Source organism: Winogradskyella flava (assembly GCF_014243395.1).
GTDB classification, from domain to species: Bacteria; Bacteroidota; Bacteroidia; order Flavobacteriales; family Flavobacteriaceae; genus Winogradskyella; species Winogradskyella flava.
On sequence record NZ_JACLCP010000006.1, the window covers coordinates 153,638 to 178,606 of the forward strand.

Sequence of the window (24,969 nt, forward strand, 5' to 3'; positions counted from 1 at the left end):
TCTATATTTAGAGTCTAAATATAGATAAAATATATTAAGCCTTTGGAGCTGTCTTTGGCAGTTCTATGAAGAATTTACTACCTACATTTTGAGTACTTTCAACCCAAATCCTACCATTATTAAGTTCTACTAAATCCTTGGCGATTGTCAATCCAAGACCAGTACCTTTTTCGTTTTTAGTGCCAACAGTCGTGAAGTTTTTATTGGCATTAAATAACTTATCGATGTTTTCTTTAGAAATACCAACACCTGTATCTTCAACGCAAATTAATGATTTACCATTGACATCTTGATTAGAGACCGTAATCATGTCACCAGTTCTACTAAACTTTACCGCATTGGTAATTAAGTTTTGAATTACAATTTCCACCATACTGCGGTCAGCATAAACAAAGTCGCGTTGAGATTCATCAATGAGAACAATACGTTTATCTTCAACCTTTTGTTCTACTAAAGCTATTTTTGTATGGAACACATCCTGAATGTTAAACAATTCTGGTTTTGGTTCTAGATTTTGCATTTGCGATTTAGACCAGTTCAATAAATTAAACAATAGCGAAGACGCATTATTTGCATTTTCGCTCAATTCTGGTATCAATTCCCTAAACTCCTCTTTGGAGATGCTATCTTCTTTTAATAAGTCCAAGAACGCTTTTATAGAAGAAATGGAGTCTTTTAAATCGTGGGACACGATTGAAAACAACTTGTCTTTTACATCATTAACTTCTTCGAGATGTTGCTTTTCTTCAAAAATGGATTCATATTTAGCTTTTTCAGTTGCTAACGCTTTGTTTTGTTTTTTGATCTCATCTCTATAAGTTTTATGCTTCGATAGATGAAATAAGAGTATCGCTAGCATAATAGCTGCGGCAGCTAGAGCACCATATAATAACCAAGGATTCTGAAGCCAAGACGATTTATTATCTGTGATTTTATTCTCTATATTATCCAAGTCCTCTTCAATAGGATTGGATTTGTCCAAATCCAAAGGTTCTACATCTGTTGGAAATATAGGATCATCCATTTTAGAGAGTTCTACTTTTAAATCGTAATATTTATTCTGCCAGAAAAAGGCATTTTCAAAATAACCTCGAGTAGAATCTAAGGCAATATGTAGTCTGTAATTTTCTAAAAGTTCTATTTTGTTATCAATCTTTTGAGCAATCTTGTAAGCTTCATTAAGTTGCAAGTTGGCTAGTTTTACTTTTTGCTTTTGCAAATTTAAGTTTCCAATTGCGTTTAAGGCACGCAATATACCTTCATCATTACCTTGCTCTCTGTTATATTTTAAGCCTTCTACTAAGTATTCTGAGGCTTTATCATATTCCTTAAAATGTAGGTATTGACTACCTAACTTTGGAAGTATTTCACCGCGAATAGATTTATCGTTAGACGGGTTGAGCATCTCCAAAACCTTTTCGTAATATTCAATGGCTTTTCTATATTCTTTGCGTAAGGAATAAAGATCAGCAATATTTTTTGTAGAGTTTATGATACCTTGTCGATCATTAATTTGCTCTCTAACTTCTAAGGCTTTTAGATTGAATTCTATAGCCTTGTCGATTTGATTGGTTTTAAAATAAGCTTCTGCCAAATTGTTATACGCAGTACTTAGTTCTTCTTTTAAATCTTGTTTTTCAAAAATATCTATAGCAGATAATGAGTTTTTTAATCCTACAACATAATTACCACGCTTTATTTCTATAAGCCCAATACTATTGCTCACTTTTGCGACGCCTAAAGTGTCGCTTATTTGCAGATGATACTTTCGGGATTTTTCGTAGTTATCTATAGCATTGTAGTAGTCGTTGCGATTGGTATAAACAAGTGCTCTATAGTATATACTTTCAGCGAGTCCTTTAGTGTAATTTAGTTCTTGTGAGAGTTTTGCAGTCTGATTAATGTAAAGTAAGGCTTTTTTATAATCTTCTATTTTAAACAGTTCATCAATTAACATCAACGACAAGTCCACCTTAACAGAATCGGCTTCTTGGTAAGCCAATCTTACGGTAAGGTCATCTATTCTTTCATTTTGTGAAAAAATGAAGAACGAGAAAAGACAAGCGGTTAATGTCAATAACTGCTTCATCTTCGTGTCTGAATAATACGAAGTGCAATGTTTTGGTGTATGTAACTTTTATAGAGGGATGCCAAAAGTAAGTCAACACTAAACAATAACGACGTGGTTAATGTTCGATAATTAAGCCTCATTAATGTTTGGGACATTTGTTAATAGCCTACCAAAAATGCCATAATGTCCTCAATTACACTAATAATTGGGATTTAATACCAATAAATTAGATAAAAGGGCTTATTATATTTATCTGAAAAATGACATATCGATTAACGGCAGAAAACATGGAAAAACTACCATATCATCGATGAAATGCACTTCTGGTTTAATACGCTTTAAATGAGTTAGTTAGTGCTAAATACATCCAGGGCGGGCAGTGCTTTTAGGTCAAAATCGAACAAGCATTGGTTTTCCCAGGAAGTTCCTTGTGTCGATGTAGCTTCATTGCCATTAAACGCTACCCAATCTGGTGCCCAATAGCAAAAACCAATACCTCTATCTTCAGGAATATTTTTTATGGTCTGAATAAGCCATTCAAAATACGCCTTTTGTCCTTGAGGTGTCGGCGAGAATTCTGATAAGGTTTGATCTAAACTGCCTATATAATTCGTCTGGTTGTCATTCCATTGCAAAGTGAAAGGATAGGCGACTTCTACCAAAAGAATATCCTTATTGAAGTTATTGGCAAGCTCATTTAGTTTTGAAGCGACCAAATCCAAGTTCCTAATCTGAAATTGAGGGTAATAGGATAAACCAATAATATCAAAATCAAGATTAAATGGTTGTAACTCGTTAAAGAAAAAGATGGCATTTTCGACACTAGAATGATGTAGCATTATGCGAACTTTGTTATCCGTATCGACTTCTCTTACGGCTCTTATGGCCTCTGAAACCAAATCTACATAGTTATTCCAATTATTGTTGAATTCATTCCAGACCTTACCATAATCCCAAAGAAAACCACTATCCGTTTCATTACCAATTTGAATCATTTCTGGTAATGTATTTTGTGCTTTTAACTGTTGTACAACATCTTTGGTATAACTGTAAATGGCTGTTTTTAATTGGTCTATGGTCATATTTTGCCAAGCCACAGGAGGTGTTTGTGTTCCCGGATCTGCCCAGTAATCACTGTAATGGAAATTAAGGAGAAAGTCCATATTTCTAGACTTTAACTTTAAGGCATAGTTCTTAACGTCTTCCAATCCGTTTTCGCCATCTTGTGGTGTATGCCATAGTTTGAGACGCACAAGATTCGTGCCTTTTGACTTTACAAAATCCAAAAGCTCAACAGAATTACCATTGGTATCTTTATAGTCAATATTATAATCTTCAAGCTCACTTTGAAATGATAAGTCCATACCTTTATAAAAGGCTGGTGAGTCGCTACTGCTGTTGGAATCATCACTTTTTGAGCAAGACGTCAATAACAAAACCAGTACGAAAATTGCAAATTTTATTAGCTTCATAAAGGTTGTTGCTTTTTGGTTCTGTTAGTTTCTAACTAAAGACAAATATACCCTAAAAATAAGGAATTAAGATGTTTGAAAATCTTAATAGAATAATAAAACTCCTATCTTTGCAAGCGTTTTAAATGCCAAAGCATAAGCAGAATATGAAGCTTCAAGACACATTAGAATTATATGTAAAAGCGGCTGTAAAAGCCTTATTTCAGTCAGAATTGGAATCTGTTGAATTTCAAGCGACTCGCAAAGAGTTTGCAGGAGATATTACAGTTGTCGTGTTTCCGATGTTGCGCGTGGTAAAAGGGAATCCTGCCGTGATTGGAGAGCAAATAGGTCAATATTTAGAAGATAATGTTGATTTGGTAAAAGGTTATAATGTAGTTAAGGGTTTTTTGAATGTGGAGATAGAGGGTTCTTACTATGTCGATTTCTTCAATACTATCAAAGACCAAAACACTTATGGTTTTATCGAGGATAAGGACGATAAGGCGGTAATGGTGGAATATTCCTCGCCAAACACCAATAAGCCATTACATTTGGGTCATGTAAGAAATGTGCTTTTAGGATATTCCGTTGCAGAAATTCTAAAAGCTTCAGGTAAAAACGTATACAAAACTCAAATCATTAATGATAGAGGGATTCATATCTGTAAAAGTATGTTGGCTTGGCAACGTTTTGGAAATGGCGAAACGCCAAAATCTACTGAATTGAAAGGTGATAAGTTGGTTGGGAATTATTATGTTGAATTCGACAAAGCTTATAAGAAAGAGATTACCGAATTAGTGAGTCAAGGACAATCGGAAGAAGAAGCTAAAAAAAATACACCTATTCTTTTAGAAGCTCAAGAAATGTTGCGACAATGGGAGGCAGGAGACAAAGACGTTGTTGCGCTTTGGGAAAAAATGAATGGCTGGGTTTATGATGGTTTTGAGGAAACCTATAAGGCTATTGGTGTGGATTTTGATAAATACTATTACGAAAGCCAAACGTATCTTCTTGGAAAGGAATTTATTGCTGAAGGTCTAAAAACAGGTGTTTTTGAGCAAGATCCTGATGGTTCGGTCTGGTGCGATTTAACCAAAGATGGATTGGACAGAAAAATTGTACTTAGAGCAGATGGTACGGCTGTGTATATGACACAAGATATTGGTACTGCAATACAGCGTATTAAGGATTATCCTGATGTAGGTGGTATGGTTTATACGGTTGGTAATGAGCAAGATTATCATTTTAAAGTTTTGTTTCTAATCTTACAGAAACTTGGATTTGATTGGGCAAAAAACCTGTATCATCTAAGTTATGGAATGGTAGATTTACCAAGTGGCAAAATGAAAAGTAGAGAGGGCACAGTGGTAGATGCAGACGATCTTATCCAAGAAATGGCAGATACGGCAGAAGATATTTCTAAAGAACTAGGTAAATTAGACGACTATTCTGAGGACGAAAAGAAAGTTTTGTATAAAACTATTGGCTTAGGTGCCTTAAAATATTATATCCTTAAAGTAGATCCAAAAAAAAGAATTTTGTTCGATCCTAAGGAGTCTATAGATTTTCAGGGTAACACAGGACCATTTATTCAATATACTTATGCTAGGATTCAATCGATTCTTCGAAAGTCTAACTTGAATGATGATGTCTTGCTGAGTACTGCGACTGCGCTCAGCATAAACTTCGACGAAGTTTCTCTTCATGAAAAAGAAAAGCAGCTTATAAAACAATTAGAGCAATTTCCAGAAGTGATACAAAACGCAGCAGAACAACACAGTCCTGCTTTAGTGGCAAACTATACTTATGACTTGGTAAAGGATTTTAATTCATTTTATCAAAACGTATCTATTTTGGGCGCTGATTCAGAACATGAAAAAGTTTTTAGAGTAGCATTATCTAAGTCCGTTGGACAAACCATAAAAAATGCATTTAGTGTCTTAGGTATTGATGTACCTGAACGCATGTAAGGTTTTTTCAAGCCGAAAATAAATACTACATTGTATCCAATCAATTTTATAGAGTTTTGGATATCATCCGTTATATATTATTTGCACAGGTATTCATAGCCTTTTTTGTGGCTGGTGGTGTGTTCTTTAAAGAGCGCAACCTTCGCAATACGACTTTGTCGTTACTAATTGCTCTAGTTGGCTTTCATATTTTGTTGTTTCTGTATGGTTCAGGAGATTTAGGATTACTATATCCAAAATTTAGAGGTTGGTTTTATTATGAAGTAGCGTTTCTTTTTGGCCCATTACTTATTATACATCTACAGAGTGTCATTCGAGACAAAAACAAATTACATTTCATGGATGTGTTGCACTTACTTCCCATTGTTGTGTATTGGATTGGCTATGGTGATGTTCTATTAATGGATAGTAATATTCGAAATCAATACATTAATGATAATTTTTTGAATAGAACCATGACCTGGAATTACTTACTAGCCTTTCAGATGGTTATTTATACTTTGGGATGTGTGATACTCCTTTATATTAATCGTAATGCGTTGTCCGTTAAACGAAAGCAGTATGCCTTATTTTTGGTGTTAGCCTATACCTGCTCCACTATTTTAATTTCATACTTGACACATTATGCTGATGGCTGGAGGGATTTTGCTTCATACTATGCAATTTTAACCATGATAATATTTGGTATCGGCTATTTGTTGTTCAAAAATCCTGATTTTTTAAAGCTAATTCGCAAGAAGTATTTTGGTTCTACATTGACCGAAAAGGATATGCTTCGTATTAAGAAAAAGATAGAACATACTTTTAAAACAGAGCAGTTATTCTTAGATAGTAATTTGAGTATTTCGGCATTGGGAAAATATATAAATGAAAAGCCACATCATGTATCCCAAACCTTTTCTATTGGCATTTCTGAAAGTTTTAATGATTATGTAAATAAGCATAGAATTGAGATTGCTAAGGAACGTTTACACGATTCTAAATATAAGAACTATAAAATTGAAGCTATTGCATTAGATAGTGGGTTCAACAACAAAGTAACGTTTTATAAAGCCTTTACTAAGTTTGCCAACCTAACACCCTCGGCTTATAGAAAATTGAAATAGGTTAATAATTATCATTCTTTACTTATTTAACACGTTTGTTAACAGTGGCTTCCGAGTATTTTCCATATCTTAGTATTAGTGATATTTTAAAAAAAACACCGCCATGAAAACATCTCATTATCTTAAAACTTATGTTAGTTTATGTGTAACATTATTATTAGCTTTTTCCTTGAGCGCTCAGACAGGTTTTACTGAGTTTAGTGGAAAAGTAGTTAATGGTAATTCTAAAAAGGGATTAGAAGCTGTAAGCCTTAATATAAACGAAACCAACATAAGTACAATAACAAATTCTGAAGGAGAATTTGTTATTAAAGTACCGAATGAATATTTAGATTCGAAAGTTATGGTAGCATTACTTGGCTATAATACTAGAGTTTTACCACTTTCGGAAATGTCTCAAAATGATAATGTAATAAAGCTATATGAAGCCGTTACGCAGTTATCAACTGTTAGTATCTCAACATTTAAAGATGCCAAGAACTTAGTTAGAAAAGTGTTTGAAAATAGAGAGAATAGTCTAGATGATGAGTATGTCGACATGACTGCGTTTTATAGAGAGACAATTAAGCGTCGTAATAGAAACGTTTCCTTAACAGAGGCTGTGGTTAATATATTGAAGCAACCTAATACGTCTGCACAACGTGATATCATACGACTTGGCAAAGCAAGAAAAAGTACTGATTATAAGCGGTTAGATACAGTATCCGTGAAACTTCAAGGTGGTCCATTTTCAACTATATACTTGGATATAATGAAATATCCTGATTATATTTTTAATGATGAGACTATTGACAGTTATGAGTTTTCATTTAACGAGACCTCTACCATTAATAATCAAAATGTTTATGTAGTTGATTTTATGCCAAAGAACAATGAGTTAAACATTAATTACATAGGGAAGCTTTATATTGATGCGCAATCCTTAGCGCTGGCAAGGGCTGATTATTCGTTAGATGTTAGTGATATGAAAAAGACGAAAAATCTATTAGTTAAAAAGAAACCAAGTAGTATTGAGGTCTATCCATTGGAAGCTAATTACAAGGTAGATTACAAAGCAAAGAACGGAAAGTGGTATTACAGTTATTCTAGTCTGGATTTAAAATTTAAAATAAACAAGAAGAGACAATTGTTTAATAAGGTTTATACGTTATCAAGTGAAATGGCTGTAACAGATTGGGAGATTACTACGGTTGATAGAAAGGTAAAGAGTAAGGATAGATTAAAGCCATCTGTTATTATTACAGATGCTATTTCAGGGTTTTCTGATCCAAACTTTTGGGGACAATACAATTTAATAGAGCCAGACAAATCTATTGAGTCTGCCATTGAAAAAATAAAAAAGAATATAACTAGGCAAAAAGAGCGAGAGAGAAAGCAAAAATCAGCTAATGGTAAACCTTAAATGTTTTTGCAGATTTACATTTAATAATAGAAAACCCTGAGATTTATTTCAGGGTTTTTTTATTAAGGTTGAGGATATGAACTAATTGAACACACCTTTATGCTTCAGTGCTTGTTGTATATGTGCAAAATGATGGTCGCTATGCCAAGCATAAGTACCAATTGTTTCTTCTAATGAAAATCTTTTACCGTGCTCAGGATGAATAAATTCTCGTTTCAAATCTTCTTCAGAAAAGCTATTGAGTAAGATGCCAAGCTTTTCATGAACACCTTTAAGAATCGAAATAGAAGCATCAATAGATTCTTTATAGTCTATAAGTTTTGCAAATCGATCTTCAAAATAAGGTCTTATTGTTGGTGCATCTTCTGTGAGTGCTAATTTAAATCTGACTATACTATTAATATGGCTATCTGCGCAATGATGCACCACTTGCTTTATGGTCCAACCAGCAGGCCTGTACTTATAATTGAGTTCTTTGTCATTGAGATATTTGGTAACAGATTCAATACGCTCTGGCAGGGATTCAATAGAAGCTATCCATTCTCTTAAATGCTCTTGGGTAATATGTTGAGGTTTTTCAAATTTACCAATTGGAAACCTTAATTTATACAATTCTTGTTCTGTCATAATTATCAACTTTTTAAGCTAAAACGGTACACATAGCCTATGCTAAGTTCGGTAAAATCAGCTTGACCTAGATTAGCATTGATATGAGCACCAACAAAAATATTATGCTTGGGCGCTTTACTAGTGGTCCATAGATAATATTTTATGCCCATTCTTGAGGACACAGTCCGTTTTATTTCATAGTACCAATCTAATTCTCCCAGAACTTCTGCAGTACCTCCATTACCATCTGGATAAGAATAGCCTTGGTTGAGTTGCCAATCGATTTTATAGAACGGCTTATAAATGTTAACACCTAAATCAAATTCAAATCCAAAATGATCTATCAACAATTCTGATGTGGCAAAGAGTCCAAAATTCGTAGCATATCCAAATGGATTATCTTTAAAGTGTGGGAATTGTTCTTCTATGAGGGCTTCATTATTGTTTATATAATCGTAGTAATGCTCATAAAACCTGTAATAAAATCCACCACCAAATTTAAAGGTATTATTTATTATTTTACCTACTGAAGCTGCGATGGTAAACACTTCTTTTTTTGTGTTGAATTTTTCTGATAATACATTTTGACCTAAGCCTATTCTTGTAGAAAAATAGGTCTGGGATTTATCCTTGAAGTTATGTGTTTTTGGAGTTTGAGATACTTCCTTTTTTGTGTCAATTTTTGCAGAAAAGCTTGCCGCTAGAGAGTTAAGACCTTGGTTTGGTAAGTTAGTATGGCCATTAGAATGGTGAAGATATCCCAGGCCAAATCGCCAATCTGTTTTTTTTGAAGAGAACAAATCATAATATAAAAATGATCTAAAAGACCAATTGATTTTAGTTGTAATAGCCCTATTAAAAGGATTGGCTATACTATCATATTGAGTATCTGTGTAAGAGGCACCAAAACCAATTTGAAGGTTTAGACCAGGAATGCGTTGTTGCAGTATGGAGAATTCCATAAAAGGCATGATAGTATAAGCACGACCAACTTTTTCAGAATTTCCGAAATCTGTATAACCAAAAGACAATCCTGTTTTTGGAAACTTTAAACGTGCTGCCCATTCTTTATTAGGATTAAAATTATAGTGTCCTAGACTAAAGAAAATAGCATGCTGTAAATTGGTTTTAGGGAAATCAGTATTCGCTTCAAGTGTTTTTCCTATGAGTAGTTCTGGCGAAAAAAACAAAGATTCGTTATTTGCATCATCTTTATTTTGTCCTGAACAGATAAGACTGATTATAAGACATAAGCTAAAGATTCTAAGTTTAAAGAATGATCTGATAATGGCTTGGTTTGGTTATTGGATTATAAATTAACAACTAAAAATTTACTCTAAAGCTAAAATTTGGGGTAAACTTTAAAGATCTATTGTCAACCTCTATAATATCATCATTAGCATCCAAAGTGTAATAACGGTTAATGATATTGGTTCTATTAAAGATGTTCCATATGGATGCACCAATCTCTGCTTTAATGTCCTTAGTAAGTTTGAAATTATAAACAGCGGAAATATCTGTTCTAAGATAGCTGGGCAATCTAGAATCATTAGGGCTATTGTAGTCAATTACAGAATTATTGTCATTCTGAATTTGAGATGGTGTTGTGTATGCGCGACCAGAATGCCAATTGATACCAAAACCAAGCTTAAAATCATTTGAATTATAAGTTAATGAGGCATTAGCTACATGCGTTAGATCGATAGTATTGGGAAAGGCACGTCCTTCATTTATGGTGTCAAATTTATAGTCATTATTACTTAGGGTGTAACTCAGCCAACTACTGAAGTTATGAAGTCGTTTATTAATAAGAAAATCCAGACCAGTCACTGTATAAGATCCAATATCGTTCACAAACTGAAATTGGTTTTGAAAACCTTGACTACGTGCTGTAATATCATCAACGTTTTTATAATAGCCCTCTAAAGATATTAGTAAATTGTTCATATTATAACTAATACCAAGTGATATTTGTTGACTTCTAATTAAAGGCGAATCCTCAGCATTTGCCAATTCCCAGCGACGCTTTTCTATACCAAAAAAATCTTGCTGCAAATCTATAATTTGAGATATGGATTGACTTTTCAATTCGCCTAAGACTTCTAATCTAAAATGGTCTGATAGTTTTTGATTAAAGGCAAATCTAGGCTCAATTACCAGCTCTTTGAGTTTTTCAAAATAATTAATTCGTGCACCTAATCTTATATAAGTATTTCGAGATTTTGAATATCGCTCGGTTTCACCAAAAAAAGCATGGGTTTTCATAATTTCTTTAATCAAACTTGTAAAATTAGGGTTAGTAACATCTCTAAAATTCGTGACTCCAACCTCATTAAATTGATAACCACCTCTTAATACGGTATTATTGTCTATATTCTTAGAAATATCTAAGCGAAGCCCATAGTCTTCAACTTTATTTTCTTGAGTAAGACGTTGTTGATTTGAAATATCATTGTTTTGCGCATCTAGATCATAATTCGAATAATACGCTTGAGCCGATGCATTGATGCCGCCTTTGAATACTTTTGAGTAGGTAGCGCTTGTGCCAAAGCTCACTTGGTTTAGAGAGCTTCGGGTTTCCTGAACGGCATTATCAGAATTAGCGAACACTTGATTGTAATCCAAATTATTGTAAATGTTCAAAAGGTTAATTCGGAGCTTAGATGTTTTGTTGATATCATATAAAAATTTAGCATTAAAATCGTAGAACAAAAATCGTTCATCTAATGCAAGTACCGTTCTTAAATCGTTCGAAGCATTGAGCTCAGAATCCCTGAAAATTCTATCAAAATATGCATCGTAAGTTGTTGATGCCAGAATATCAGTAAGAGACCGTCTAGCTGAAAGTTGTAATGCTGTTTTTTTACTTAGAGCCACTTTAGCATAACCATCGACGTTTAAAAGATTGGCTCCAACTCCTGCATTAAAATTGCTATCAATTTCATCGGAATTTTTAATAATCATAGTGCTAGAAACGCCATTACCAAAAAGAGCACTTGTTCCATTTTTGTTAACTCGTAATTCGTCAGATAAATAAGGATTAAATGCAGAAATTAATCCAAAAAAATGACCGGATTGATACATCCTAATGCCCTCATATAAAATGAGATTTTGATCATTGGTTCCGCCTCTGACATTGATGTTGGAGATGCGTTCATCAACACTTATAACACCAGGAAGGTTCTGAATGATTTGCATGACATCAGGCTCAATAAGTCCTGGTAAAATATTAAACGCTTTTGTGTCAACTTCTATTGCGCCATTATTGGTCTTGGAAATCCCTTTTGTAAGGAAGTTCGTAACCACAACTTCTTCTAAGCGCTGTATAGATTTATTCTTAGGTAGTACAGCTATAAATCTATCACTGATAATGTTAAATTCTAGAGGAGTTAGCAACCTTAACTGTTGAAGCACCTGTTCCAGTGAAAGTTTAGAATTTAACGGAGAAACAGTAATATCCTCTATTGTTTTGGCTTCATAAGAAAAACTAACATCGTAACGTTTTTCAATTTGTGAAAGAATTTGGGCAAGTGGTTTCCGTTCCTCATTTTGACTATGAGCTAGACCGCAAGAGGTAATAATTAAGAAAAATAAAACTACACTTTGTAATAGTTTATTCACGTTTTAATACAATAGAATTTCCGGACTTAATGTAGTTTAAATTTAAAGGTATTGTAATAGATTTAAGCGCTAAATCTAAATTTTTATGTGTAAAACTTCCGGTAAACAATCTTGAGGTGTCAATATCTTCAGCAATAAATGTCATGTCGTACTGATTTTCAAGCTCAGAAATCACATACTTTAACGGGGTGCTGGTAAAGCTACTTTCACCACGCAACCAACTTGGCTGCGTAGTGAGTTCTTTTTCTATAGTAAATTGCTTCCCATCTATTATTTTTAATGTGTTTCCAGGTGATAATTCTGCTTTCTCTTCGTCATGTTTTACGGCAACTAAACCCTCAAAACAAGTAACTTCAAAGTAATCTCTACGTTGTTTCACATTAAACTGAGTTCCTAAAACAGTGACAGTTCCATTAGTTGTTATTACATCAAATTTTTGGCCTTTTGCAACTTTAAAAAAGGCTTCTCCATCTAATTTAACTTCGCGAGTGTCATTCCATTTTTTTTTATTAAAAATTACCGTCGTTTTGGCGTTGAGGTGCACGGTTGAAGCATCAGGCAGATTAACATTAGCATTTTGTGCAATTTGAGTGTTGATCTTGGTATCTAAAGTCGTTGTATAATAATACGCACTAAAACAAATTGCTAAAACAGCAGCTATTTTCAACAATGATTTATACCATTGCTTTGATTTATTTTGGTTGAATTTGAGTCTTGACTTCAGACTGTCATAATTCTTATCAGTTGGGAATTCTGGAGCCTTAAAGCTTTTCAAGGCACTATCAATTTGGATTATATCATTATAATCCTCAATCTCTTCAAAAGCCTTTTGCTCTTCAGAACTAAGGTTGTTATCCAACCATTTTTTTATGAGTTCTTCTCTATTCATAATCTTATTCAGGTATATAACAGGTGAACTGTAAAAATTCCTACCCTATTAGTTTTAAAGTCCATCAATATCTTGTCTCAACTTTTTCAATGCGCCGTAAATCCTTTTTTCAACGGCTTTCACTGAAATGTCTAAAAGCGCTGCAATTTCTTTAAAACGCTTTCCTTCAACTCTATTCATTAAAAAAGCGCTGCGCTGCGCCTCAGTTAAATTTGCTAGAGCAGTTTGTACTTTTTTCCTGTATTCATTTTCTTGCATTATAAATTCTGGTGATTCATTCGTCACGTGTTTTTGTGGTAGTTTTTGGAATTTCAAGACCACTTTTTGATGTGCAAGAGCATTAAGCATTAGATTATTGGCTGTGGTGAATAAATAGCTTTTTGCTTTATCAGGTGAAACTTTACCACAATTTTGCCAGAGTTTTATGAATGCCTCCTGTACTTTGTCCTGTGGGTTAAGGTGTTCACCAAATTTATAATAAAGAAAATCATGAAGATTTTTTGCGTGCTTTTTGTACAAACGCCCAAAGAGTTGATCTTCGCAAATATTATCTTGTATAGGTTGGCTCATAATGTACTCGATAATCAAGATTAAATCTACTAAAGCTTACTTGGGTGTTTTAAGGATTTTCACTTTAGGTGTCCTAGAAGCTTTTTTCGAGTGGATTTGGCTCGCAAATTATAAATAATTTTTTTAAAGCAAGGGTAGGAGAATTTATAAATAGACTGTTCTATAATAAATTGATAAAAGCTCCATAGTTATGAAAACCAGAATCAATCATTTTATTCTATTTGCCTTTTTTGCCCTTTTAACTTTTTCATCTTGTCAGGATGAGACTGTAGATATTAATAATCCTGACGATCAGGAAACGATTCAGCCAGACTCTCAGCTGGCATCTTTAATCAGTAGAACAACATCGTATTTTGGTGCTTCTGACAATATTTTGGACGGTTCAAGTTGTTTGTCAGTAGAATTGCCAGTAACCATTATCGTTAGTGATATTACCATTGTAATCGAAGATGAAGATGATTTAGAGTTGCTGGAGGATTTGTTCGATGATTTAGATGATGACGCAGATTTCCTTGATTTTATATTTCCTATTACCATAATTCTCAGCGACTATACTGAAATCATTATTGAAAATGAAGATCAACTCGAAAATCTTATCGATGATTGTGAAGATAATGAAGACGATAGTATTGAATGCGTGGATTTTGTTTATCCAATTTCTTTTTCGGTGTTTAACTCTGAGTTTGACCTTGTAGAAACCGTAGTTGTTGAAAGTGATGAAGCCTTATATAATTTCTTAGATGACTTAGAGGATGATGAAAATGCGTTGATTGTAAGCTTAAACTATCCTGTAACCTTAGAATATGCCAATGGAGATACTATAGAAGTCAACTCTAATGCAGAACTTGTAAATGCTATTGAAGCTGCGGAAGACGACTGCGACGATGACGATGATGATTGTGAAGGTGAAGAATTAGATGAAATCTTGGAAGAATGTTCTTGGGAAGTGTATTTGTATACTAATAACGATTTAGAAAATTTAAGTGGTCCGTTTATATTTGACTTCAATGAAAATGGTACTTTGCATATCACGGGAGTTCTAGAAAATCCATATGAGACAACTTGGGAACTCACTGAAACCGATAATGGTTTAGAACTTAATATTGCTTCATTATGGTATTACGAAGAGCAATTTGGAAATTGGAGAGTTGTAGAATGCGATGATGACGATTTAGAGTTTATTCATCTTACAGTAGATGGTACTGGTTTGTTATTCGACCAAGAATGTGAGGATGATTTAGATTGCTCGGTGGTAGATATTAGTGAAGCTTTAGAAGAAGAATGTTTTTGGGAGCTAGAAACAAATCTTATTGATTCCGTGGTGCCTATCTATGTTTACTTTACGGCAAATGGACAAGTTTTAACTGCAGATAATGGAAATACTGAAACACAAATAGGTGTTTGGGAATTAACACAGATAGGTGGAAATATTTTTGTCCTATTCACTTTGCAGCAAGGGTTTAATGATTTAACAGGGCAGTGGCAAGTTGTAGAGTGCGAGGATGATGAACTTTACCTCGTAAATGGTGATAATTATATCGAATTAGAGCAAGAATGTGATTTATTTGATGATGAGGTCTTTGATTGTTTCGATGATTTTGAATTAGTGTCATGCTTAGGACCAAATAATGAAGCCGAATTTAACCTAAGTGCTGATACCATTGGATTATTAGATTGTGAATACAGTTTTATTCCATCTTTCCATATTAGTGAAGCTGATGCAGAAGCAGGTAGCAATGCCATTGTAGAGACAGAATCCTATTGGTCTATGTCAGGGCAAGTATATCTGAGGATAGAAGCGGAAAGTGGTAATTTTGAAGTATTCACTATTTATCTCAATACGGAAGAATGTAATTATTTTGAATGCTTTGGAAACTATAGTTTAACAGTTTGTGATCAAGACGATGGTATTGCTGATGGTTTGGCACAATTTAGTCTAAATCTAATTTTTGATAATTGTCCAAATGACGATGCTGCCTATACATTTCATGAAACACTCATAGACGCTCAGAACGATATTTTAGCGTTACCAAGTACTTATACAAATGTTTCGAATCCGCAAACCGTATACTCTAGGGTGTCACTTGCTGGTGATCCTAGTGTTTTTGAAATATTTTCACATGACTTGATTGTACAAGATTGTAACGAATCCTGCTCAGAAGAAGATGTAGATGCCATACTCGTAGAATGTATCTGGAACATCACAAATTATAACGGTAGTGATAACCTAGCTGTATGGAATTTCGATTTTGAATCTACAAGTAATATTGTGGTTATTTATACAAATAATGAAACCATAGATGCTACATGGACCACGTCACAAATAACTGAGGGTGTTGTAATTGAATTCTCAAATGTTGCTGGACCTAATATCCAAGCTATTACAGGATCTTGGTTAGTTGTAGAATGTACGACAGGTCAATTGATACTTCACGATGTTAATAATAGTAATAATGAAATTGTATTAGACCGAACATGTGATTAAGATAAGAACCGCTAGAAGTTAGTAATTTTAGTAAGTTTAAGTTGATGAAAAGAGTTGCCAACCGCCAGGCAGCTCTTTTCTTTGTAATATTCTCAAATATAACATTCTATAATTATAAATATACCATTCGTTTATCTCTTGTAATTTCTTAAATTTGCAACTTCAAAAAGAGATAGAATAATGTTCAATAATTTAAGTGATAAGTTAGATAAAGCACTACACGTTTTAAAGGGCCATGGCAGTATTACGGAAGTTAATGTTGCCGAAACTTTAAAGGAAGTAAGACGTGCGCTTTTAGATGCCGATGTTAATTTTAAAATTGCCAAGGAATTTACCAATAAGGTCAAGGAAAAAGCACTAGGTCAGAATGTATTGACAACCCTTCAACCAGGCCAATTAATGGTTAAAATCGTTAAGGACGAATTAACCGAGCTTATGGGAGGTGATGTAGAAGGTATTAATCTTTCTGGCAATCCAAGTATCGTTTTAATGTCTGGTCTTCAGGGATCTGGTAAAACAACATTTTCAGGTAAACTTGCCAACTATCTTAAAAATAAGAAAACAAAGAAACCTTTATTAGTGGCTTGTGATGTGTATCGTCCTGCTGCCATAGATCAATTACACGTTGTTGGTGACCAAATTAATGTTGAGGTTTTTAGTGATAAAGGCAATAATGATCCGGTTGCTATTGCGCAAGCAGGTGTTGCTCATGCCAAAGCAAATGGCTTCAATGTAGTTATTATAGATACAGCTGGTCGTTTAGCTGTTGATGAAGCTATGATGACCGAAATCTCAAATATTCATAAGGCCATTGAGCCTCAAGAGACCTTGTTTGTTGTGGATTCAATGACAGGTCAAGATGCTGTCAATACTGCTAAAGCTTTTAATGATATTTTAAATTTTGATGGTGTTATCCTTACTAAGTTAGATGGTGATACTAGAGGTGGTGCTGCGATTTCTATTAAGTCTGTCGTAAATAAACCTATCAAATTCATTGGTACCGGTGAGAAAATGGAAGCTATTGATGTGTTCTATCCATCTCGTATGGCAGACCGTATTCTTGGAATGGGAGATGTGGTGTCTCTTGTAGAGCGCGCTCAAGAGCAGTTTGATGAAGAGGAAGCTCGCAAACTTCAAAAGAAGATTGCTAAGAACCAATTTGGATTTGATGATTTCTTAAAGCAGATTCAGCAAATCAAAAAGATGGGTAATATGAAAGATCTCATCGGCATGATTCCTGGTGCAGGTAAAATGATGAAAGATATAGATATAGATGACGATGCTTTTAAAGGTATTGAAGCTATAATCCATTCCATGACGCCTGCAGAACGTTCAAATCCATCAATCATCAATTCCAGCAGAAAGAAAAGAATTGGTAAAGGATCAGGTACTTCAGTACAAGAGGTCAATCAACTATTGAAGCAGTTTACACAAATGAGCAAAATGATGAAGATGATGCAAGGTGGAGGCGGAAAACGTATGATGCAGGCTATGAAAAATATGCCGAGATAATTATTATATTCATTATTAGAAAACAACCAACATGACAATTCTAGACGGAAGAAAAACCAGTAACGACATTAAAAATGAAATAAAGGCTGAAGTTGACAAAATGAAAGCCGATGGCGAAAAAGTACCACATCTTGCTGCAGTTATCGTTGGTAATGACGGTGCTAGTTTAACTTATGTTGGTAGTAAAGTTAGAGCTTGTGAGCGTGTTGGTTTTGAATCTACAATGGTACGTCTACCTAATACAACAAGTGAAATTGAGTTGTTGGATAAAATACATGAGCTCAATAATAATGACGATATCGATGGATTTATAATCCAATTACCACTACCACCTCAGATTAATACTCAGAAAGTGCTAATGGCTGTTCATCCAGATAAAGATGTAGATGGCTTTCATCCAACAAACTTTGGAAAAATGGCATTGGATATGTCTACCTTTATTCCTGCGACACCATTTGGTATTTTAGAACTTATAGATCGCTACGGTGTTGAAACTAAAGGAAAGCATACTGTTGTAATTGGTCGTTCACATATTGTTGGCCGACCAATGAGTATTTTAATGGGACGTAAAGGTTTTCCTGGAAATTCTACGGTAACCTTAACCCATAGTCATACTAAGAATATAACTCAAATCACTTCACAAGCAGATATTGTTATTTCGGCATTAGGTATACCAAATTTTTTAAAAGCGGAAATGGTAAAAGATGACGCTGTAATTATTGATGTTGGTATAACCAGAGTACCAGATGATTCTGAAAAGGGTTATTATATTACTGGTGATGTCGATTTTGAAAATGTGAGCAAAAAAGCGAGTTTTATTACTCCCGTTCCTGGTGGCGTAGGCCCAATGACCATTGCCATGTTGTTAAAGAATACTTTACTAGCAAGAGAACAACACAGACAGCATAACAGGTAGTTTCTTCTATGGTTTTCTTAAAATTTCTTATCGCTTTTAAATCAGTTACGATAGGGAGTTTACAACATGTATTACCCATATTATTTGCAATAGGTTTTACAATTTTATTGATAAAACATTCAATACAGAATCTAAACGATAAGAAGAGACAGAAAACAATTCATGTATTAGCTTGGTTTGTGTCATTGACAGTAATAAGTTTTCATTTGTATCGTATTGGTTTTGATAGTTATAACTTCAAAACCGATTTGCCAATGTACCTCTGTAGCTTGATGGCACTACTAATTCCTGTATTTACATATTACAGAAAATATTGGATGTTTGAGATATTAGTATTTTGGGTTATTGGAGGAACACTTCAAGGAACCTTAACACCAGACATTACCACTGGCTTTCCTAGCTTTGATTACTTTAGATATTGGATAGTACACCTTGGGCTATTAACAATAATTTTCTACTTCATTTTTGTTTTTAAGATGAAACCCAAACTTATAAGTGTACTTAGGTCGTTTTTGGCATTGCAGGTCTATGTCTTACTAATGATGGTATTGAACTATTTGTTAGACGCCAATTATTTTTACTTGAATGAAAAACCAAAATCAGCCTCACTCTTAGACTATTTTGGTGAATGGCCTTATTATATCCTAGTTGGACAATTGATTGTTCTTCCGTTATTTTTGATCATTTATTTGCCATTCTATTTATCAAATAACAGAAAAACTACTTAGCAAATAATTGGCTCATATCTTTAAAGGCTTTGAACTCTAAAGCATTACCAGAGGGATCTTTAAAAAACATGGTGGCTTGTTCACCAACTTGACCTTCAAATCTTATATAAGGCTCGATGATGAACTTAATACCTTTCGACTTTAATAGTTCCGCGAACTCGTTGAATGTATTCCAAGGTAAGACCACGCCAAAATGTGGAACAGGGACATCTTTACCATCTACAGCATTGGTGTGAGTTTCTTCTTGACTTTTAGCTTTGTAATGAATGACTAATTGATGGCCAAAGAAGTTATAATCGACCCAGTGGTCGCTACTTCTGCCTTCTTCAAAATTTAAAACGCTGGTGTAGAATTTTCGACATTCAGCTAAATTATGTACTGGAATGGCTAGGTGAAAAGGTGAAATTTTAGACATGACAAATAAGTATTATTAAGCTAAAGATAAAACAAAAAAAGCTTGCCAAAATATGAAATTTTGACAAGCCTAAACAAATCGATCTAACCATCAATCAATCTTCCTATTTTCGCTTGTACAAACCATCGAAAGACATTGTCCAAGTTTTTCCCTCATCAGTGCTGGATTCTAAGGTTTGTCTTACACTATCATCATTTTTGTTGTGAGTCCATATCATTCTAAACCAGTTTCCGTTACCTTGAGCTATCATTTGCATATCACCACCTGTATAGTTTTCTGTTTCCTCGTAATGGCTTACGCCACTACCTGCTACCCAATTTTGTTTCCACTTTTTATCTGTAGAATCATAATAGCTTATGGAGTTTCCACCATTATTACCTGTTGGTCTCCAGTTCTCTAAAATGCCGCAGTCACCATTGGTATTTGTGATACTGCTTTCCGCAATTTTTTGACCTTGTACATAAACATCCCATTCTCCCAACCAAAAATCAAACTTTCTATAATTACTATCAAATTTGCATGGATTAGCGCGTTTGTACATATTTAGTTTAATAGCCTTAAATCGCTCATTATCTTTAATTGGATCAAAAACAGAATCTTTCAATTGTGTGGTGAATGTAGCCTTTATACTATCTAGGGTTTCAAATTCTTCCAGAGCTTTTACTGCTTGATTTTCGGACATATAACTTTTCGCAGACCAAAGTAAAACGAAAGGTCCTTTTAATCCGCGTTTCTTTATGATTTCAAAATTTTTGATGGCTTCTTTATGTTGTTTTAAGTTGGCGTAACTAAATGCCATAAAGTAATTCGCCATTGAATCTTTTGGGTTGAGTTTTAACTGTTTTTTTCCAGTCTCTATGACTTTTTTGTACTCCTTGTTTCGAAAATCTGGTTGATATGGATTATTGTTTTGAGAAGTAATACCTTGAGTCAAGAATAAGGTGATTAAAAGTGCTATAGTTTTTTTCATGTTGAATTAATTTTAATTCAAATCAACAAAAAAAAAGATAGTGCTAAGTTTGTAATTATAAATGTTTACCTCTTTTATACTCTGTAGGCGTACAATTATGTTTGTTCTTAAAGGCCTTGTAGAAAGTAACTTTATTATTAAAGCCAACATCGAAATATATGGTCTTAACACTATGGTCATTATTATTTGATTGTAATAGCTTCTCTGCCTCTAATAAACGGTAATCGTTTATAAAGCTATTGAAATTTTTGCCAGATTTCTTATTAATGACTTTAGATAATAAATGTGTAGAGTAACCTACTTTGTCCGCTAGGTTTGCCAAGCGTAACTCATTGTCTTTAAAAGGTTTTTCGCTTTCTATGTAATTCACTAGGTTGTTATAGAATTCGTTAATCAAGTTGTCTTCAAAACTGTCTTTTTTGTTTTCAATGGGTAGAAACACTTCAGAAATAAACTCTCCATCAAAAATTTGAGGCTCCTTATAAACAAAATAACCTATGGTGTATATTGCTAACGTCATTGAGAAAGATATCATGTAATCCCATTGATTATTAAAGAATGAAAAATTAATCAAAATATAATATGAAATGTAGGACAACAGAAATAGTGCAAAAAGACCTATTAAAATCCTTACCCATTTGAAGCGTATTTTCTTAAATTCAGAGTCTAAGCCGTTACTTTTTCTAATAAGTTTCACCATCAGGAATAAGTATAAGCTTAGGTGCGCTGTTATTATGGCATAATGTGATAAAAAGTTAAGCTTAGAACCTGTACCCAACCTATAGTCAAAAACAAATTGAGACCAAAAGAAAAGTGTTAGGCCAATCCACAAAAAAGAGAGTGCGAAATGGGCATAGATATACTTCATCTTTAAATTGTACAATTCCAAAAGGTACATATACAGTAATGGACCAACCGAGAAATAACCGATATAAGGAAGCGAACTAAAATAGGGTAATGTAGTATTATACTTTGTCCAATACAAAACGTAAGAAAACAAGATGCCAGAAAACGACAGAACCAACAGTGCAATGGGATAATTACGTTTATTCCTGCTACCAAACATTATGATACACAGAAAAATTCCCATTGCTACTGCAAATAGAAATCCCGAGGTCCAAGTATCAAATGATGCTGATTGTTGCATGCTTAAACTAATGTAGGTAAATGGAGACTACTTTGGTTTAGAATTATAAATATTTACCTAAATTTAGTTGAGCTACTCAGCCACGTTGTTCCAGATGTCGAGATATATTTTCCAATCTCCATCGATTTTTTTCCAAACAATAATATATTTGCCTTTCCAGCTTACTTCTTTCTTATCTTTTGTTAAGGTTTTACCTTCGTAGTAGCCATAATCGTAAGCAGTGTCATTTTCAATATGAACTTCGTTTGGGGTGACTTTATGATGAAGAATCTTTACACCATCTGGAATAGTCCAATATGATTTTAAATCGGTTTTTCCAACTATTATTTTTCTGTTATTCGGGAATATCTTTCCGTCATCGGTGTACATATTTACTAAGGCATCAATATCTCCATCCATATAGGCTTTAGAAAAAGCCAATGTATTTTTTTTAATGCTATCCAAATCTGAATTTGCACTCACCTCTCTTTTACAATCAATTTTCCAGGTAGGAAAAACCACTTTTTCAGTTTTGTCTGTCCATTCGCCAATCCATTTATAACCTAAATCACTGATGTCATAAAATGTTAATCTAAAATAACCATCAGTTCCGTTAGGTGCTTTTTGATCGCGATATAATACAATATTCCCGTTTTCGGTTTTAGTACCTTCCCAAGTTGGTAATTTAGTAGATGGTGCTCCAGACGAATAATAATGCACATACCATCTGCTACTATCTGCAATAAATTGACGAATACTTCCGGAATGTTTGCCGTCGGCTTTTATAGTTTCATCTTGAACCGCCATTCCATCCATAATGTATTTCCATTCCCAAGTCATATCTACAGGATCTGCCCAAGTTTGATCTTGATTTCTTGAAACTGATTTACAATTACACTTTCCTATTAAAGGTTGATAATCCTTAATTTGTGTTGGTGCGCCTGGGTTTGGTAGACCATAGGGATTAGTATCTGATGCGGAATAATCATTTTGTGAAAAACAAAAGATTGAAAACAGAAAAAAGAGCGGTAAAATTGATTTCATTTGTATAGGATGATTGAGTTAGTACTTCTAAAGTTAAAAATCAATCATTCAAGAGCTTTGTTAATTAGGATTTAATTAACGTCTGTTTTTGCGATGCTGCTGCTGCTTTGGTTCAAAGGTTTTTTTGGAATTACTAATAAGTTGGCTCATATTTTTGAACTCCGCTTCGGTCAATTTGCGATATTTTCCAAGAGGCACATCAAGCTTAATGTTCATTATTCTGGTGCGTTTAAGGGTTTGTACTTCATAATTCAAATATTCGCACATGCGTCGGATTTGACGATTTAAGCCTTGGGTTAGAATAATAGTGAATGTATATTTGTCAATCTTTTTGACGTCACATTTTTTGGTGTGTTTTCCCAGTTCTTCAATGTAAATGCCACCAGCCATGCGTTCAATAAAGGTTTGCGAGATGGGTTTATCAACGGTAACCACATATTCTTTTTCGTGATTGTTACTCGCTCGAAGAATCTTGTTAACGATATCACCATCGTCGGTTAGAAGAATTAAACCTTCACTGGGTTTATCTAACCGACCTATTGGGAAAATACGTTTAGGATAATTAATGTAATCAATAATGTTGTCTTTTTCCACACGTGTGTCTGTCGTGCAAACGATACCAACAGGTTTGTTAAAAGCCAAATAGACAAAGTCTTCTTTTCGTCCACCAATGACTTCACCATCAACTTTTACCACATCTCCAGAAGCAACTTTAGTACCCATTTCTGGCACTACATCATTAATGGTCACACGACCGGCATCGATAAGTCGATCGGCTTCACGACGGGAGCAGTAACCCGCTTCGCTAAGATATTTGTTGAGTCTTGTAAGATTGTCTGACATCTTGTAAAAGTACAATAAAGATTATTTGTTGATAAACTCTACAATCTTAGGCGTCAAAGACGTGTCTCTAAGCCCATGACCAAAACCAGTAGTGCTAATCAATTCAGAATTTTTATAACGACTGGCAAATAGTTGTGCATCTTCAAAGGGAATAATCCTATCTTTTTTATCGTGAATGATTAAACCCTCTGCCTTGATGGATTTTGTAAAATTAGCTGCAGAAAAGTAATCAACAGGCTTTCCGAACCATTCCAAAACAATGTTGTCCAATCCATTGGAAATACGGCTATTATAGCCCATCATGGATTTATATCTTGAGAATACACCTGTAAAGTGAGCAGGCGCACCAAGCAAAACCATTTTTTGGACTGAAGCCATATGAGTATCATTCATAAAGAAAACACTTGCCATACCACCAACAGAGTGCCCAACTATGACCTCGGGCTGAAACTTTTGAGCCACTACATGTATACATTCTGAGTATAAAACAGCGTTAAATTGTTTTCCGCCAGAACGTCCGTGAGCTGGGGCATCCAAAGCAATAATATTATAATCTTGTACTTTTAAATCGTTAAGAATATATGCCCAACGCGAGGTATTGCTCTCCCAGCCATGAGCTAATAGAATAGTTTTTCCCTTGCCTCCCCAACGATATGTGGCTATATCAATACCTTCATGAGAAAGTTCTTCAAACGAAGCAGAGCTTACAACTTGTCGTTGTTCTTCTGTATAGCGTCCTTTTCTTGGTGAAGCAAATAGACTTAAAGCTTTTTTGGAAGCGTACCTAGAGGAAATAAAACTAGTAGCATTTAAAGCACCTCCTATTGTTTTTACAACGAAACTACTCATATATTAGCGTTCTCTATTTACGGCATCCATTGAAAAAGCAGGTAAACAAATAGCAATATATTCACAAGCTTCGGTAAATGGATTGGAGTATTGCAGCCTTGTATTTTTTTCTACTTTAATGGACTGTCCTGCTTCAAGTACGATAGTTTCATTATCTATAATGAATTGTTTTTTTCCTTTGATGATAAAGGTGTATTCATCAAATTCTGGAGTTTGAAATGGCTCGCTCCAACCAGGAGGTGCCACCATGTGGGCGATACTAATTTTAGAATTACCATCACTTGCTAAACCAAAATGTTCTTTTATGACTTTACCATCATCTGTAGGTACAACAAATGGTGATGTTTGAATTTGGTATTTCTTTTTTTCTTCCAAGACTGCTTTAATTG

21 protein-coding genes are annotated in these 24,969 nt (G+C 34.2%); 7 read left to right on the forward strand and 14 right to left on the reverse strand.

Annotated features, from left to right (window positions below; genetic code table 11):
* Window positions 1-34: 34 nt before the first annotated feature.
* Window positions 35-2,089, reverse strand: a complete 2,055-nt coding sequence (locus tag H7F21_RS16200; RefSeq protein ID WP_185790355.1) for a tetratricopeptide repeat-containing sensor histidine kinase — start codon at window positions 2,087-2,089, stop codon at window positions 35-37.
* A 329-nt stretch (window positions 2,090-2,418) separates the two neighbouring features.
* Window positions 2,419-3,543, reverse strand: a complete 1,125-nt coding sequence (locus H7F21_RS16205; protein ID WP_185790356.1) for a glycoside hydrolase family 53 protein — start codon at window positions 3,541-3,543, stop codon at window positions 2,419-2,421.
* 146 nt (window positions 3,544-3,689) lie between these two features.
* On the opposite strand from H7F21_RS16205, the gene argS reads away from it, so the two are divergent.
* From argS to H7F21_RS16220, 3 genes are all read left to right on the forward strand, one after another.
* The gene (gene argS, locus H7F21_RS16210; RefSeq protein WP_185790402.1) at window positions 3,690-5,495 is read left to right on the forward strand and encodes an arginine--tRNA ligase; all 1,806 of its coding nucleotides are present in this window, start codon (window positions 3,690-3,692) and stop codon (window positions 5,493-5,495) included.
* A 56-nt stretch (window positions 5,496-5,551) separates the two neighbouring features.
* Window positions 5,552-6,601 (forward strand): helix-turn-helix domain-containing protein, encoded by a 1,050-nt coding sequence (locus tag H7F21_RS16215; RefSeq protein ID WP_185790357.1) that lies wholly within the window; start codon window positions 5,552-5,554, stop codon window positions 6,599-6,601.
* A 103-nt stretch (window positions 6,602-6,704) separates the two neighbouring features.
* Window positions 6,705-8,003, forward strand: a complete 1,299-nt coding sequence (locus H7F21_RS16220; protein ID WP_185790358.1) for a carboxypeptidase-like regulatory domain-containing protein — start codon at window positions 6,705-6,707, stop codon at window positions 8,001-8,003.
* An 81-nt stretch (window positions 8,004-8,084) separates the two neighbouring features.
* Here the strand turns inward: H7F21_RS16220 and H7F21_RS16225 are convergent, their stop codons facing one another.
* The 5 genes from H7F21_RS16225 to H7F21_RS16245 all read right to left on the reverse strand — a co-directional run bounded on the left by H7F21_RS16225 (window position 8,085) and on the right by H7F21_RS16245 (window position 13,692).
* A complete protein-coding gene (locus tag H7F21_RS16225; RefSeq protein ID WP_185790359.1) occupies window positions 8,085-8,630 on the reverse strand; it encodes a YfiT family bacillithiol transferase in 546 nt (181 codons plus the stop codon).
* 5 nt (window positions 8,631-8,635) lie between these two features.
* Window positions 8,636-9,802 (reverse strand): acyloxyacyl hydrolase, encoded by a 1,167-nt coding sequence (locus H7F21_RS16230; protein WP_185790360.1) that lies wholly within the window; start codon window positions 9,800-9,802, stop codon window positions 8,636-8,638.
* Window positions 9,803-9,935: 133 nt separating this feature from the next.
* The gene (locus H7F21_RS16235; protein WP_185790361.1) at window positions 9,936-12,233 is read right to left on the reverse strand and encodes a TonB-dependent receptor domain-containing protein; all 2,298 of its coding nucleotides are present in this window, start codon (window positions 12,231-12,233) and stop codon (window positions 9,936-9,938) included.
* Window positions 12,226-13,122 carry a FecR family protein gene (locus H7F21_RS16240; protein ID WP_185790362.1) on the reverse strand — a complete coding sequence of 299 codons (897 nt, stop codon included), beginning with the start codon at window positions 13,120-13,122 and terminating at the stop codon, window positions 12,226-12,228. The genes H7F21_RS16235 and H7F21_RS16240 overlap by 8 nt, the downstream gene beginning before the upstream one ends.
* 54 nt (window positions 13,123-13,176) lie before the next feature.
* Entirely contained in the window at window positions 13,177-13,692 is a 516-nt protein-coding gene (locus H7F21_RS16245; protein WP_185790363.1) for an RNA polymerase sigma factor, read from the reverse strand.
* Window positions 13,693-13,882: 190 nt separating this feature from the next.
* Between H7F21_RS16245 and H7F21_RS16250 the strand changes: the two genes are divergently transcribed.
* From H7F21_RS16250 to H7F21_RS16265, 4 genes are all read left to right on the forward strand, one after another.
* Window positions 13,883-16,177: a hypothetical protein gene (locus H7F21_RS16250; protein ID WP_185790364.1), complete on the forward strand. Its 2,295-nt coding sequence runs from the start codon at window positions 13,883-13,885 to the stop codon at window positions 16,175-16,177.
* 180 nt (window positions 16,178-16,357) lie between these two features.
* Entirely contained in the window at window positions 16,358-17,689 is a 1,332-nt protein-coding gene (gene ffh / locus H7F21_RS16255; RefSeq protein ID WP_185790365.1) for a signal recognition particle protein, read from the forward strand.
* Window positions 17,690-17,720: 31 nt separating this feature from the next.
* Window positions 17,721-18,605 (forward strand): bifunctional 5,10-methylenetetrahydrofolate dehydrogenase/5,10-methenyltetrahydrofolate cyclohydrolase, encoded by an 885-nt coding sequence (locus H7F21_RS16260; protein WP_185790366.1) that lies wholly within the window; start codon window positions 17,721-17,723, stop codon window positions 18,603-18,605.
* Window positions 18,606-18,613: 8 nt separating this feature from the next.
* The gene (locus tag H7F21_RS16265) at window positions 18,614-19,333 is read left to right on the forward strand and encodes a YwaF family protein (protein WP_185790367.1); all 720 of its coding nucleotides are present in this window, start codon (window positions 18,614-18,616) and stop codon (window positions 19,331-19,333) included.
* On the opposite strand, the gene H7F21_RS16270 is transcribed toward H7F21_RS16265, so the two are convergent.
* The 7 genes from H7F21_RS16270 to H7F21_RS16300 all read right to left on the reverse strand — a co-directional run bounded on the left by H7F21_RS16270 (window position 19,326) and on the right by H7F21_RS16300 (window position 24,955).
* Entirely contained in the window at window positions 19,326-19,748 is a 423-nt protein-coding gene (locus H7F21_RS16270) for a VOC family protein (protein ID WP_185790368.1), read from the reverse strand. The two genes, H7F21_RS16265 and H7F21_RS16270, sit on opposite strands and share 8 nt — an antisense overlap.
* Before the next feature lie 103 nt (window positions 19,749-19,851).
* Window positions 19,852-20,718, reverse strand: coding sequence for a tetratricopeptide repeat protein (locus H7F21_RS16275; RefSeq protein ID WP_185790369.1), 867 nt, complete (start codon window positions 20,716-20,718; stop codon window positions 19,852-19,854).
* A gap of 55 nt (window positions 20,719-20,773) precedes the next feature.
* Window positions 20,774-21,865, reverse strand: coding sequence for a helix-turn-helix domain-containing protein (locus H7F21_RS16280; RefSeq protein ID WP_185790370.1), 1,092 nt, complete (start codon window positions 21,863-21,865; stop codon window positions 20,774-20,776).
* Between the two features lie 72 nt (window positions 21,866-21,937).
* The gene (locus tag H7F21_RS16285; protein ID WP_185790371.1) at window positions 21,938-22,888 is read right to left on the reverse strand and encodes a YybH family protein; all 951 of its coding nucleotides are present in this window, start codon (window positions 22,886-22,888) and stop codon (window positions 21,938-21,940) included.
* A gap of 75 nt (window positions 22,889-22,963) precedes the next feature.
* Window positions 22,964-23,731: a 23S rRNA pseudouridine(2604) synthase RluF gene (rluF, locus tag H7F21_RS16290; protein ID WP_185790372.1), complete on the reverse strand. Its 768-nt coding sequence runs from the start codon at window positions 23,729-23,731 to the stop codon at window positions 22,964-22,966.
* 21 nt (window positions 23,732-23,752) lie between these two features.
* On the reverse strand, window positions 23,753-24,580 hold the full coding sequence (locus H7F21_RS16295; RefSeq protein ID WP_185790373.1) for an alpha/beta fold hydrolase: 828 nt from the start codon (window positions 24,578-24,580) through the stop codon (window positions 23,753-23,755).
* A gap of 3 nt (window positions 24,581-24,583) precedes the next feature.
* A complete protein-coding gene (locus H7F21_RS16300; RefSeq protein ID WP_185790374.1) occupies window positions 24,584-24,955 on the reverse strand; it encodes a cupin domain-containing protein in 372 nt (123 codons plus the stop codon).
* Window positions 24,956-24,969 lie beyond the last annotated feature (14 nt).